Annotated in this window: 8 protein-coding genes and 2 pseudogenes; 9 read left to right on the top strand and 1 reads right to left on the bottom strand. The window is 70.8% G+C overall.

Features of this window, described 5'->3' with window-relative positions:
- Positions 1 to 68: 68 nt before the first annotated feature.
- The 4 genes and pseudogenes from ACFVWD_RS54815 to ACFVWD_RS54800 all read left to right on the top strand — a co-directional run bounded on the left by ACFVWD_RS54815 (position 69) and on the right by ACFVWD_RS54800 (position 3,295).
- Positions 69 to 695, top strand: a complete 627-nt coding sequence (locus ACFVWD_RS54815; protein WP_389606389.1) for a SpoIIE family protein phosphatase — start codon at positions 69 to 71, stop codon at positions 693 to 695.
- Between the two features lie 412 nt (positions 696 to 1,107).
- Positions 1,108 to 1,782, top strand: coding sequence for an alpha/beta fold hydrolase (locus ACFVWD_RS54810; RefSeq protein ID WP_389606387.1), 675 nt, complete (start codon positions 1,108 to 1,110; stop codon positions 1,780 to 1,782).
- Positions 1,783 to 1,862: 80 nt separating this feature from the next.
- Positions 1,863 to 2,162, top strand: a pseudogene (locus ACFVWD_RS54805) (nuclear transport factor 2 family protein); the annotation flags it as partial.
- 452 nt (positions 2,163 to 2,614) lie between these two features.
- Positions 2,615 to 3,295, top strand: coding sequence for an alpha/beta fold hydrolase (locus tag ACFVWD_RS54800; RefSeq protein WP_389606385.1), 681 nt, complete (start codon positions 2,615 to 2,617; stop codon positions 3,293 to 3,295).
- 76 nt (positions 3,296 to 3,371) lie between these two features.
- On the opposite strand, the pseudogene ACFVWD_RS54795 reads toward ACFVWD_RS54800, so the two are convergent.
- Positions 3,372 to 4,109 (bottom strand): annotated as a pseudogene (locus tag ACFVWD_RS54795) (RNA-guided endonuclease InsQ/TnpB family protein); the annotation flags it as partial.
- Between the two features lie 287 nt (positions 4,110 to 4,396).
- Between ACFVWD_RS54795 and ACFVWD_RS54790 the strand changes: the two are divergent.
- From ACFVWD_RS54790 to ACFVWD_RS54770, 5 genes are all read left to right on the top strand, one after another.
- Positions 4,397 to 5,950 carry a TIGR02677 family protein gene (locus ACFVWD_RS54790; RefSeq protein ID WP_389606383.1) on the top strand — a complete coding sequence of 518 codons (1,554 nt, stop codon included), beginning with the start codon at positions 4,397 to 4,399 and terminating at the stop codon, positions 5,948 to 5,950.
- Between the two features lie 73 nt (positions 5,951 to 6,023).
- Positions 6,024 to 7,442, top strand: a complete 1,419-nt coding sequence (locus tag ACFVWD_RS54785) for a TIGR02678 family protein (RefSeq protein ID WP_389606381.1) — start codon at positions 6,024 to 6,026, stop codon at positions 7,440 to 7,442.
- On the top strand, positions 7,439 to 11,635 hold the full coding sequence (locus ACFVWD_RS54780; protein WP_389606379.1) for a TIGR02680 family protein: 4,197 nt from the start codon (positions 7,439 to 7,441) through the stop codon (positions 11,633 to 11,635). The genes ACFVWD_RS54785 and ACFVWD_RS54780 overlap by 4 nt, the downstream gene beginning before the upstream one ends.
- Positions 11,625 to 12,917 carry a TIGR02679 family protein gene (locus ACFVWD_RS54775; protein ID WP_389606377.1) on the top strand — a complete coding sequence of 431 codons (1,293 nt, stop codon included), beginning with the start codon at positions 11,625 to 11,627 and terminating at the stop codon, positions 12,915 to 12,917. Before ACFVWD_RS54780 ends, ACFVWD_RS54775 begins: the two co-directional genes overlap by 11 nt.
- A gap of 249 nt (positions 12,918 to 13,166) precedes the next feature.
- Positions 13,167 to 13,641: IS6 family transposase (locus ACFVWD_RS54770; protein WP_389606376.1), on the top strand; the 475-nt coding region annotated here is incomplete at its 3' end.

The raw sequence follows: 13,641 nt of genomic DNA, 5'->3' as shown, positions 1-13,641 counted from the left end.
TCGTCGACAAGGACCACGATGTCGTCGGCCTCTATCTGGACCCGCCCGAGCGGGCATTGGTGTTCTGTGTGGACGAGAAGTCGCAGATCCAGGCCAGCCCCGACACACCCTGGCTTTCGGCCGACCCGAGGCGCGCCGAGGCGATCCACACCTCCGGTGCCCACACCCTCCTCGTCACGCCCCTGGCTCTGCGCGGCACCGTGCTCGGACTGATGAGCCTCTACCGAACCGGGCAGGCCGACTCCTTCGACGAAGAGGAAGTCGCCCACGCCCTGGAACTGGCCGCCCATGCCGCCCTGTGCATCGACAACGCCCGCCGTTACACCCGCGAATACACCATCGCCGCAACCGTTCAGCGCCATCTGCTGGCTCCGTGCCGCTCCGCGCAGACCGCGGTCGAGACCGCCCACCTGTTCGTGCCCGGCGCCCAGGGGTCAGGCGGCTGCTCCGACACCCTCGCCCTGCCCGGCGCCCGCACTGCACTGGTGGTTGGCGATGTAGCCGGACAGGGCATCCACGCCGCCGCTATGGGTCAGCTACGGACCGTCGTCCAAACCCTGGCCGCACTCGACCTCGAACCCGGCGAGCTCCTCGCACGCCTCAACGACACCACGACACGCCTGGCCCATGAACGTGTCGCTCTCCCGACTAGCGACCCCTTGCGCCACCAGCAGCCGCTCAGCATCTGTCAGTAGTGGCTCAGGCCGGTGCGGACGGAAAGCCGGCCGCACCGAGTCGCCTGAATCAGCAATATCTAGTACTCCAGCCGTCGGCTGGAGTACTAAGTCGCCACAACACGCAGAAGAGAGAGCTTATCCACAACGGTTTGAGCATCTTCTGAAAATTCGAACAGCTCTGACAATTCAGGGCCTCGGCCTGCCAAGCTATCGAGAACCTGGTCTGCCGGACCTCGGAGTCCCGTCAAGTGCGCAGATTCTGTTGTCACGTAAATTTCATCGCTTTGGTGCGATATTCGATACGCCTCATCCGGAGCTCCGTCAAGGGTCAGGCAAGCCTCTACATAGTCGCCAGACCAAGCGGCCGGGGTAGATGCGCACAGCAATCCGTACATAGCCATGAGCCGCATCTCATCGCGAGCTAGTCGCCATCGACCTGCCCGGCCTCGGTGACTCCACCGGCAACCCGTCCAGCTACACCAAGCAGACGCTCGCCACCTACACCCACCTGCTGCTCGACAAGATCGGCTACCGGCAGCACGTCCAGGTCGTCGCCCACGACTTCGGCGTCGGCGTCGCCTACTCACTGGCCGCCCAGTACCGCACCCAGGCATCCGGCCTGTTCCTGATGGACTTCCCCCTCGTGGGCAAGAACCTGAAGTTCGCCACCATCCAGCCGCTCGAATGGCACTTCTCCTTCAACCTGCAAAAGCCCCTGGCCGAGCAGCTGGTCACCGGCAAGGTCTCCCAGTTCCTCACGTACTTCTACCCGACCCAGTCCCACGTGGCGCAGCCCGTCCCCACCGACGAGGTCAACGAATACGTCCGGGTCTACTCCCGCCCGCAGGTCCTGCACGCCGGCTTCGAGCTCTACCGGACCTGGACCCAGGACGAGGCCGACAACGCCCGCCTGGAAGCAACCCCGCTGACCATCCCGGTCCGCCTGCTCACCCAGGACGGCTTCGCGCCCCTGCTCCTGTCCGCTGTCCAGGACGCGGCTCCCGCAGCCACTGGCACCGACGTCAAGGGCGCCGGCCACTGGCTCCTCGACGAAGCGCCCCAGCAAGTCCTCACCGAAGTCAACAACTTCTACCCCGCCCACTGACCGTCCCACCCGCGCAGCAGCCCCGGCCCCCGGCACCACACGGGCCCGGGGCTGCTGCGAATGGCTTTCAGGGTGCCACTATGAAAGGTGTCTTGATCATGACTACCCGAGACGTTGTCGAGAAGTTTTTCGGCCTGCTGGCAGGCGGGGACCCGGACAAGGTCGCAGAGGTCTTCGCAGACGACATCGACTGGTACGTGCCCGGGTCGGCGTCGCTGCCCTGGACGGGGCCGCGCACCAAGGGCAGCGAGGTAGCCGACTACCTCAGGACGCTGGGGGCGAATATCGTGCCCGAGAAGAACATCGACGATGTCGAGGCGCTACTCGTCCAAGGTGACCATGCCGTCATGCTGGGACGGTTCACCCGGGTCGCGAAGAGCACCGGCCGGACGTCGATATGCCCATCGCCATGCATCTCCAGGTGGCCGGCGACAAGATCGTCAAGATGTACCTCTACGAGGACACGCTCAAGGTGTCCGAGGCCTACGCCGAATGACCGACCCTGCAGCGCAGGGGCATTCATGGTCGTCGCCGATGTCGCCATGCGGCGGGCCACGTCGGAAAGCAGCCGCGGACACTCACCGTCACCTCGGCTGCACCATCCCTGACGGCGGGTCAAGTCGCCGACCGGTCGGCACGGTCGCGGTCGCCGCCCTGCGGTCCTTGCCAGGGTGGCATCAGAATACTGTGGGTCAAAGAGGTCATTCCGCGCCGTCGAGGGTGGTGTTGTCCACCCCACGCTTTCCAAGCAGTTGTCGGCGCGTCGTCACCGATGACTCTCGGCGTTCCCGACGGTCTCCATGCTCTGAGCACGAAGCGAGGAGTGCGAAAGATGAGCAAGTTCGTCTTGATTCCTGGGGCTGGCGGCGCGGCCTGGTACTGGCATCGTGTGGTGCCCGAGTTGCAGGCCCGCGGACACGACGCAGTCGCTGTCGATCTGCCCGGCGCCGATCAGCGCGTCGGGCTGCCTGAATACACCGACGCGGTGGTTGCCTCGATCGGCAACCATGATGACGTCGTGTTGGTGGCCCAGTCGATGGGCGGCTTCACCGCCCCGATGGTCTGCGCTCGTGTGCCAGTGGATCTGCTGGTGCTGGTCAACGCGATGATCCCCCTGCCAGGCGAGACGCCTGGACAGTGGTGGGACAACACCGGATCGACGGAGGCCCGCGTCGCGACAGCCGAAGCAGGCGGATACACCGCCGAGTTCGACCTGGCCACCTACTTCCTTCACGACGTGCCGGACGAGGTCGTTGCGGCCGGCGCAGCGCACGAGCGGCCTGAGGCCGACGTCGCGTTCAGCCAGCCTTGTGACATTGAGCGGTGGCCAGATGTGACCACACGCGTGCTTGCCGCGGCCGGAGACCGGTTCTTCCCCTTGGAGTTCCAGCACCGAGTGACCCGCGACCGCCTCGCGATCGACATCGACCAGGTTCCCGGCGGTCACCTGGTTGCGCTGTCGCGCCAGGTAGACCTGGTCAACCGGCTGATCGAGTACCTGCCGTCAACTTGACCCGGCCCTGAAGGACCGGGCTTGGAGGTAGTGCCCAACTGGCTGCTGGGGTGAACTCCTCCGTTCAGACACCCCGTTATGGGGTGGCAGGGACGCGTGACTCACGCCCCGCATTCCACACGCTCTCGCCACGGGTGGCGATGTTGTGGGAAGCATTCCGGTCGGCGGGGGCAACGACCCCGCACCCCCGGCAGATGAAAAGCTCCTGGTCGAGACGGTTTCGCTTGTCGACGTGGCCGCACTCGGCGCACGTCTGCGACGTGTACGCGGGATCAACGAAGACCAGGGGCACCCCGGCCCGCTTGGCCTTGTAGACGATGAAGTCTCCGAGCTGGGCGAATGCCCAAGAGTGGAGTGCGACCCGTTGGGGCTTGCGGAGCCGTACCCGGTTGCGGATGCCCTTGAGTTCTTCGAGGGACAGGCCGCGTCCGGTGCGTTCAGCCTCGGTCACGATCGTCTTGGAGATGATGTGGTTGGTGTTCGCGGCGTGCCGCGCTTCCTTGCGGGCACGGGCCTTGAGCCGCCGCTTGGCGCTCTTGGTGCGCTTCTTCTGGAGCTTGGCCCGCAGGGCAAGCTGTCGCTTGCGGTACCGGTTGAGCCCCCGCCCGGCGGCGAGGTAGCCGGAGGAGGCGGTGGCGATGTTCTCGATGCCCAGGTCCACCCCGATGAAGCCGTCCGGCTCGTACTGCTCGGCCTCGGGCACGTCACAGGTGGCGACGAGGTAGAACACGCCGTCGCGCTCGATCAGGTCGGATTCGCCCTGCCGGTGCGCCCGGAGCATCTTGAGCGCGTCGGCGGAGCAGACGAAGCGGATGTTCAGCGGGGGGAGGGTTCAAGGCGATGGCCGTGAAAACGTGCTGTAGGTGGGCTTTCTGCTGCTCCAGCCTTCCCCCTCGTCCAAGATCCGAAATCGCCCGGCAGAGAACTGAGACCCGTCCACCCTGCCCCTCGGGGCGTGAGAACGGCGCAAAATAGCACAGGTGGCGAGGACCGGGGCGCGGCTTACCCGCACCGGTGCGTGTGCGGCAGACTGGTGCGGAACCCCGGATCTGCCGGGGGAGAGAACGTGTACCAGTCGAAGCAAGGGAAGCTGCCAGGGCCGTGAGTGACGAGTCCGACGCCCGGGAGTACGAGCCCGGCGCCCCGGAGTCCGTCGACGAGGGTGCGTTCGGTATCGACGCGTTCTCCCTCGACGACCGGCTGAGGCTGTTCCACTTTGCCGCCGCCGAGAAGCGTCGCGAATACCTGTGGCTGCTGCGCGCCTTCGACCGCGGACGCGCCAACTATCAGGTACTGCTGCACGCTTCGGATGCAGTGGGACTGCTTGAGCGGCTCGCAGTCGACCATCCTGCCGCGGGCGTCGTCGGCGGATTGGCCGGCGTTCAGCCGCTGCTTGACGCGCTAGCGGAGTGGCAGGTCCTGGACCGGTCGTACGACGGGACGCGCGCCGCGAACCTGGCCGAGTACCGCAACCGGCACTATGTGTACCAGTTCACCCAGGCCGGATACCGGGCGTACCGGTCCGTGGAGGACGTACTCGGCGCGCGCCTGGAGGACGCCCAGCTCTCCCGCCTCGTCTTCGCCGACATCCTCGGCGACCTGCGCGCGCTGGCCGAGGCCAACGCCGCGGGTGACGCCGAGGAGGTGTACCGCAAGCTCGGCCGTCTCGACTCCGTGCTGAACGAGATGGCGCAGCGCGCCGCCCGTTTCTACCTCATGCTGGGCGACTTGGCGCGCACCAACGACACCCGGCCCGAGGTGTTCCTCGCGCACAAGGACACGCTCCTTGCCCACATGCGGGAGTTCACCGCCGAACTCGGGCGCTACGCTCCGCTGCTCGCCGAGGCGGTCGAGAAGGTCGCCGCAACCGGTGTCGACCGGATGGTCGAGTATGCGGCCGAGGCTGACGAGCGTCTCTTCCGTAGTCCCGCCGAGCGCCTGGCGGACTGGCGGCACCGGTGGGACGGCATCGTCCACTGGTTCGCGGAGCGCGAGCACAGCGAGACCGAGCGGCTGCAGGACGCCACCGTCACCGCGATCCGTTCCGTCCTCGCCCTGCTGCGCCGTGTCACCGAGGCGCGCCGGGGCGGGGTGAGCCGGGAGAGCCAACTGCGCCACCTCGCCCAGTGGTTCACCTCCTGTGAGAGCGACGAGGACGCGCACGCCCTGTTCCAGGCGGTCTTCGGGCTCGGCGCACCCCGCCACATCGCCGTCCCGTACGCCGATCCCGAGCAGATCCCGGGGCGTACGTCCTGGTGGGAGGCCGAACCGGTCGAACTCGCCCGCACCCTGGTCCAGTCCGGCCGCACCCCCGCCCTCCACGGCCCCGGCCGCATCGAACGCAACGACGACCGGCGGGCCCTGCTCCGCGCCGGGCAACTGAAGGAGCAGGCCGAGCGCCGCAGCGCCGCGAACGCCCTCGCATCGGACGGTGTGTACGGCCGGACGCTCGACGAGCCCGAGACGCGGGCCCTGCTCGCCCTGCTGGACGTGGCGCTGGCCGCCCGTGTGCCCGCCAGCCGCCTGGTCACCGCCGCCTCCGGCTCCGCCCACGGGGTACGGCTCACCCTCACCCCCGCCGAGGGCTCCACCACCGTCGACACCGTGCGCGGCCGCCTCCATCTCGACGGGCTGCGCCTGGAGGTCACCGCATGAAAGCCCTACCCGGGGTCCTGTGGCCTGCGGAGCTCACGAGGGGCAGTCCGACCCACGAACCAGGCAGGACCGCATGAGCCGCGTCTCCGAGGGCGTCTCCCCGCTCGAACTCGCCGACTACCAGAAGGCGGTACGGCTCGTCCTGCGGCATCCGCTGATCACGCCCGGGCATCCGGACAGGACGGCGCTGGCGACCGTGCGCCGCTGGGCCGGGCAGCTGCGCACCGATCTGATGGAGGTGTTCGGCTACCGGCTCGTCACCACCGCCGACACCGCCCGGCTGCAGCGCGCCCAGGACGGCCTGGACGCCACCCGCCCGGCCCTCACCCGCGCGGGACGCCCCTTCGACCGCCGCCGCTACGCCTACCTTGTCCTCACCCTGGCGGCCCTGGGCCGTCACGGCGCGCAGGTGGCGCTGGGCGAGCTGGCCGACGCGGTCGCCGCCGACGCCGTACGCGTGGACGGACTCGGGCTCGACACTGCACGCAAACCTGACCGGGACGCCTTCGTCGACGCCGTCACCTGGCTCACCGAACGCGGCGCGCTCACCCTCGCCGACGGCTCCGCCACCGCCTGGGCCGGCGATCCCGAGCGCGCCGAGGCCCTGTACGACATCGACCGCGAGATCCTCCTCGCCGTCCACCACCCGACCCGCGTCCTTCAGCACCTGACCTCCGTCACCGCGCTCCTCGACTCCGCCGACGCGCTGGGCATGTCCGCCGGCCGCGCCGCCCAACGCCGCGACCAGGCCCGCCGCGCCCGCCGCCTGGTGCTGGAGAACCCGGTCGCGTACTACGCCGACGCCGACAGCGAACTCCTGGGCCAGCTGCGGGCTCCCGCCCTCGCCGAGGACCTGGAGCGCCTGACCGGGCTGACGGTGGAGCGGCGGGCTGAGGGCGTGGCGCTCATCGACACCTCCGGCAAGCTGTCCGACATCCGCTTTCCCGGCGGCGGTACCGTCGCGCAAGCCGCGCTGCTCCTTGCCGCCAGGATCAGCGCCGCCGTGCAGCGCACCGGCCGGCACGCGCTCGAACTGCTGCCCGCACTCACCGCCGCCGAACGCCTCGCTGCCCGCGCCCGGCGTATCGACGGCGCTCTGCCGTGGCGCGGGCGGGTCGCCGAACTCGCCGAGATCGAGCAGGAGTTGCTGTACGAGGCGGCCGAAGACGCGGGCCAGGAGCCGGGGGAGACCCGGTATCCCTTTGTCACGGACTCCTGGCTCCGGGGCCGGCTCAAGGAGATCACCGGCGAGTACGGTGCGGGCTTCGCGGCCGATCTGCGCGGCGACCCGGAGCGGCTGCTCGACCAGGCTCTCGACCTGCTAGCCGCCATGTCGCTGATCGCCCGGGTCGACGGCGGAGCTCTCGCCCTCCCCCTGCTCGCCCGCTACCGGGGGGTCACGGCCCGGGTGAAAACTCGTGGGGCAGCCCCCCGACTCCCAGCGCAGACAGCTCTGTCCGCCAACGACACCGCCAAGGACCCGACTTCGTGAGCACCCCCGCTCCTGCCCCGGCCGGCACCCCTGCCCCCACAGCAGCCGCCCGGTACGTCCCCACCCGTGCCGGGATCATCAACCTGTGGGACTACCGGGACGAGGAGTTCTCCTTCGCCGGGGGCTGGCTGGTGCTGCGCGGCCCCAACGGATCCGGCAAGACGAAGGCCCTGGAGGTCCTCTTCCCGTTCGTCCTCGACGGCCGTATCGACCCCAAGCGGCTCAACCCGTTCGCTGCCGAGGACCGCACGATGAAGTCCAACCTGCTCTTCCGCGGGCAAGACAGCGCGCTCGGCTACGTCTGGATCGAGTTCACCCACCGGGAGACGGGCGAGGCCGTCACCTGTGGCATCGGGCTGCACGCCCAGCGGCACCGCGACACGCCGGCACGTTGGCACTTCGTCGCCGAAGGCCGTGTCGGCGAGGACTTCTCACTCCTCACTGCCGACGACCGGCCGATGACGAGGAAGCAACTCGCCGCCGAGCTCGGACGCGAGTTGATCGCCTCCACGGCCGACTACCGCGCCGCCGTCGACCAGCGCCTGTTCGGCCTCGGCCGAGAGCGGTACGAGCAACTGCTCACCCTGATCCTCACGTTGCGCCGTCCGCAGCTCGCCAAGAACCTCGATCCGGCCAAGCTCTCCGACACCCTCACCGCGGGCCTGCGCCCGCTCGACGATGACCTGATCGCTGAGGCGGCCCGCTCCTTCGACGACATGGAGTCCGTGCAGCGCACCCTGGAGGGGCTGGCCGCCGCAGACGACGCCACCCGCGCCTTCCTCGCGAGCTACTCCACCTATCTGCGGGTTCACGCCCGCACCGCCGCGGACCGGCTCACCGCCCGCCGTGCCGAAACCGCCGAGCGTGCCGCCGCAGTGCGCACCGCCGCCGCGGACCTGGCGGCGGCCCGCGAACAGCAGGCCGCCGCCGAGACGCGCGCCGAGTCGGCTGACGCCTCGCTCGCCGCCCAGCGCGCCCGTCTCGACCAGCTGCGCTCCTCCGCCGCCTACCAGGCCATCGAGCAACTGGCCGACCTGGAACGCTTGGTGCGCACCTGGGAGCAGACCGCCCGGCAGGCGAGCGCCGAACGCGAACGCCGCACCGCCGCCACCGGCCGCGCCCGCGCCGAGGCCGAACGCGCCGCCCGGCTCGCCGCGGAACTCGACGCCGCCGTCTCCCGGGACGCCGCCACCGTCGCCGACCACGCCCACAGCGCCGGCATCCCCTGGACCCCGGCGGACGCCGAGCCCGCCCGCATCGCCGACCGTTCCGCTGCGCTGGCCGCGGCCCGCCACGAGGGCGTACGGGCCGTGCGCGGCGCCCAGCAGGCGGCACGCGGTGCCGAGCAGACCCGTGACCTCGCCCGGGTCTCGCTCGACCGCGCGCAGGAGGCCGTCGCCGCGGCCGAAACCGCCGAAGCGGCTGCCGAGTCGGCCCTCCGATCCGCCCGCGAACAGGCCCATGCGGCGCTCGGGCAGTGGACGGGGGAACACGGCGCGCTCCTGGCCGAAGCGGGTGCCGACCGACTCGCCGAAGCCCTCGAACTCATCGGCGAGACCGAGGCGGTCGCGCTTGCCGACGTCTTCACCGAGGCCACCACTCCCGCCGTGCAGGAGCTGCGCGACACGCTCGCCTCCTTGCGCGCTCAGCGCACCGATGTCGAGCGTCGGCACGCCGAGACCAAGGCCGAACGCGACCGGATCGCCGCCGAACACGACGACGCCCCGCCCCCGGCCCGCGGCCGCACTGCCGAGCGAAGCGAGATGGGGGTCCCCCCGGCCGAAGGCTGGGGGAGGGCGCCCAGTGACGGCGTGCCGCTGTGGCGACTCGTCGACTTCGATGACGAGCTGACGGATCATCAGCGCGCCTGCCTGGAAGCGGCCCTGGAGGCGTCGGGCCTCCTCGACGCCCTCGTCGCCGCAGAGGACACCCCTGTGGCGGCCGGACACAGCGAGGCCTACCTCCGTGCAGGTGCCCCGGTGAGTGGACCGAGCCTCGCCGATCTCCTGAGGCCCGAGAACCCCGATAACCTCGGGGATCCCGAGAACCCCGGGGCCCCTGAGCGCGAAGCCGCGATTTCGGCCGCGCGGATCACCGCCGTACTGCGCGCCGTCGCCGTCACCGGCGACCTCGACACCGGAACCCCCCAGATCAGTCCAGACGGCCGGTACGCGGCCGGTGTCCTGGTCGGTGCCCACACCAAGGAGCACGCCGAGTACGTCGGCGCCACCGCCCGCGCTCGCCGACGCGCCGCCCGGATCTCCGCCCGCGAGACGCTGCTGGCCGAACTGGCCGCCCAGACCGACGAGTTGGCGCGCGCACAGACCCGTACGGACGTCGCCCTGGAGGCGTACGCCGCAGCCCGCGCCGCCCTGCCCCGCACCACCGGCATCACGCAGGCCCAGCGCGAACTCGACAAGGCAGCGGCGAGGCTGCGCGCCACCCGCGACGCCGCCGACGCCTCCCAGGCCTCGTACGACGAGTCGGTGGCCGCCTGCTCGGTCGCCGAGCGAACCCTGCGCCGTACCGCCGCCGAGCACGCCATCGAGATCGAGCGCGTCGACGCCGTCGAGACCGCCACCCGCTCCTTTGAGACGGCGGTCCGCGAACTCGCCGCCCGCCGCCGCGAACACGCCCGCCAGACCGAGGCCGCCCAGGCAGCCGCCGACCGGCTCACCGCCGCCGCCGAGGACGAGGAGGCGGCACTGGACACCGAGCGCGCGGCGCGCCGCCGGCACACCGAGGAGGCCGCGGGACTTCAGGCCCTCCAGGAGGCCGTCGGGGCCGAGACGCAGGAGGTGATGCGCCAGGTGCGGGAGGCCGAGGACGGGATCGACGCCCTGGTCCGGGAGGCCGAGGCGGCTCGCACGGTCCAGCACACCGCGATCGCCGGCACCGCTGCAGCCGAGGCCCGCCGTACGGCCGCGGCCGAGGCCGGGTCGGTCGCCGCGGCGGAGGAGAAGGACACCGCCCGCGGGCTGCGCCCGTACGCCGTCCGTGAACTCCTCGACATCCTGCGCTGTCCGCCGGGCCTGGCCTGGCCCGCCCAGGAGGCCGACTGGGCCGGCGAAGCACTCCCGCCGGCCGTGATCGCCGTACACGAGGCGATCCTCTCCGCGACCCGCGACCTCACCCCCACCGAAACCAGCCTCAAGCAGTCCGTCACCCGTCTCACCAAGGCCCTGGACGACCTGCAGGCGCAACTCGCCGCCGCCGGACAGGACTACCGGCCCGAATGGGACGGCTCCGACGGGATCATCGTCGTCCGCGTGGCCGACGAGGAGGGCCCGCTGCCCGTGGCCACCTTCGCCCAGAAGATCTCCTCCCACCGCCGTGACCAGGCCGAACTGCTCTCCGAGTCCGAGCAACGCATCCTGGAGGACGCCCTGCTCACCCGGCTCGCCCAGCAGATCCACGACCGCACCGTCGACGCCCGTGACCTGATCCGGCGGATGAACACCGACATGCGCAAGCGGAAGATGTCCTCGGGGACGACAGTCGGTGTGAGCTGGCTGCTCGCCGACCATCTCGACGACGAGCAGCGCGCCGTCTGCGCCCTCCTCGACGCCGACGCCGCCCGCCTCGGCCCCGACGGTCTCGCCCGGGTGCGCGTCCACTTTGCCGCGCAGATCAAGACCGCCCGCGCCCGCCACCGCGACCAGCCCTACCGAGAGTTGCTCGCCGAGGTCCTCGACTACCGGCACTGGCGGCAGTTCGAGTTCCAGCTGGTACAGCCCGGCGAGTCCGGAAAGACGGAGGAGCGGCTCACCCGCGCCCGGCACAGCAGGCTGTCGGGCGGTGAGCAGTCCGTGTCGCTGCACCTGCCGCTGTTCGCCGCCGCGCACGCCATGCTCAACTCCGCAGACCCGCACGCCCCCCGCCTGCTCGCCCTCGACGAGGCCTTCGCGGGCGTGGACGACACCGGGCGCGGCGAACTCATTTCGCTGGCCGCCCAGTTCGACCTCGACCTGTTCATGACCGGCTACGACCTGTGGGTCGCCCACGCCTCCGTGTCCGCCGCCGCCCACTACGACCTCGCGCACACCGCCGTCGACCACACCGTCTCCGCGCTGCTGCTCGTCTGGGACGGCGACCGGCTCCTCGCCGACGACACCGGCGATCTCACCGCCGCCCTCGGCTCGCCCGGCACCCGGCGCGTCCCGACGCCCGAGGAGGCCGCGGTTGTCAGCTGAGCGGCGTGAGTACCGTGAGCACGACGAGTTGCAGGGCGAGGGATGGAGCCGGTTGCTTGCTGCCGCCCGCCGCAGGCTCGAGCGCACCAGCGGCGCGCTCGACGGTGACATCGGCCTCGAGGGGCCCAGTGAGGCCGAACGCCGCACCGTCATCGGCATCACCGGCCGCTACCGGGCCGAGAACGCCCAGCGCCTCGCCATATCCCTGCACGAGCTGGACGGGTATCTGCACGACCGCTACGGCACCGGTCTGCTGACGACCCTCGACCGACTCCACGGCCCACTGCGTGACCGGCCGGCCGAACGGTCCGACGAGGAAGCGCGCCGCGAACAAGCCCTGAAGTCCGCCCACTCCAGCCGACTCGCCGGGCAGGGATGGTTCGCGGCCTGGCTGGAGCGGATCGCCGCCGACGGCACCCTCACCCGTCTCGTACGCCGCGGGGACGCACCCCTCCTCGACGCGGCGGTACGCGTCCTGGAAAGCCTCCCCGGCGACCGGGACCGCTTCCCCGGTGACCAGGACCGGCCCCCTGCGCACCCGGCCGGCGTCCTGCCGCTTCCGGTCCTCGCCGAGTGGGCCACCGGCGACACCAAGGCCCTCGTCCCCGGCAGCCCACTCGAACAGCTCGTCCTGCGCGCCCTCGCCCAGCGCACCGGTGGCGACATCCCGCGCGTGCGGGCCGGGCGGCGCGCCCTGTGGGAGAGCGCCGGAGCCATCGCCGACGACCTCGCCAGCCAGGTACTCGTCCTCAACATCGGGGCCGAGGGCGACACCGTGGTCTGTGACTGGCTGCGCGATGCCGCCGACTTCGGCATCCCCTTCCGGCTCACGCTCCACCAACTCGCCACCGCCCCGGTCGTTCCAGCCGCCCGCACCATCTTCGTCTGCGAGAACCCGGCCGTACTGCGTGCCGCGGCCGGAGAACTCCAGGACACGAGCGCGGCCCTCGTCTGCACCGAGGGCGTCGCGTCTGCCGCCTGCCACAAACTGCTCGGCGACGCCGTACGCGCGGGAGCCCGGCTGCACTGGCGCGCCGACTTCGACTGGGCCGGCCTGCGCATCACCGCGGGCGCCGTGGCCCGCCACGGCGCCCGCCCCTGGCGGATGACCGCCGCCGACTACACGGCGGCACTCAGCAAGGGCGAGTCCACACCGCTCGCGGGACCGCCCGCGGCCAGCCCCTGGGACCCTGAACTGGCCCGTGCCATGGCGGAGTCGGGCAGCACGGTCATGGAGGAACGCCTCCTGCCCGCACTCCTGTCCGACCTCACCCGCACCTGACCCGGCGGGACCGGTGGTCGGCTCGATCTGTCCACCAGGGAGTGTCGGCCGGTGTTCACCGACGAGTGGGGCCTGGCGCCGAGGACGATGTCGCGGACGCGGACGGGGACGCGGACGTTCCCGGGCAATGGCTGTACGCGCCAGCGCAGGGTTGCCAAGCGTCGCTAATCAGCTGAGCGATCGGCGCTGTCACGTTGGCTGACCGGGTGGGATGATCTTCTGGTTGATCATGCTGGGAGGGGGTCGTCCGTGGCGAGCGCGTCACCGTCGTACAGGGAGCACCGGTACCCGGTCGAGGTGATCTCCCACTGCGTGTGGCTGTACTTCCGCTTTCCGCTCAGCTTCCGCGAGGTCGGGGAGCTGATGCTCCAGCGCGGCGTCATCGTCTCCTACGAGACAGTGCGCCGCTGGTGCGCCAAGTTCGGCCAGGCCGACGCGGACGGACTGCGCCGCCGCCGGCCCCGGCCCCGGCCCCGGCCCGGGGACAAGTGGCACCTGGACGAGGTGTTCGTCAGGATCAACGGGGAGCTGAAGTACCTGTGGCGGGCTGTCGACCAGGACGGCAACGTCCTGGTCGACATCCTCGTCCAGATCCGGCGGGACAAGGCCACCGCCCGACGCTTCTTCCGCAGGCTGATGAAGAAGACCCGGTCGGTGCCGCGGGTGGTCGTCACGGACAAGCTGCGTTCCTACGGTGCGGCCCACCGTGAGGTCATGCCCTCCG

It is taken from the genome of Streptomyces sp. NPDC058086, assembly GCF_042885015.1.
Classification (GTDB): domain Bacteria; phylum Actinomycetota; class Actinomycetes; order Streptomycetales; family Streptomycetaceae; genus Streptomyces.
The sequence above is the reverse complement of the archived record's forward strand: the minus strand, read 5'-3'. Positions and strand labels throughout refer to the sequence as shown.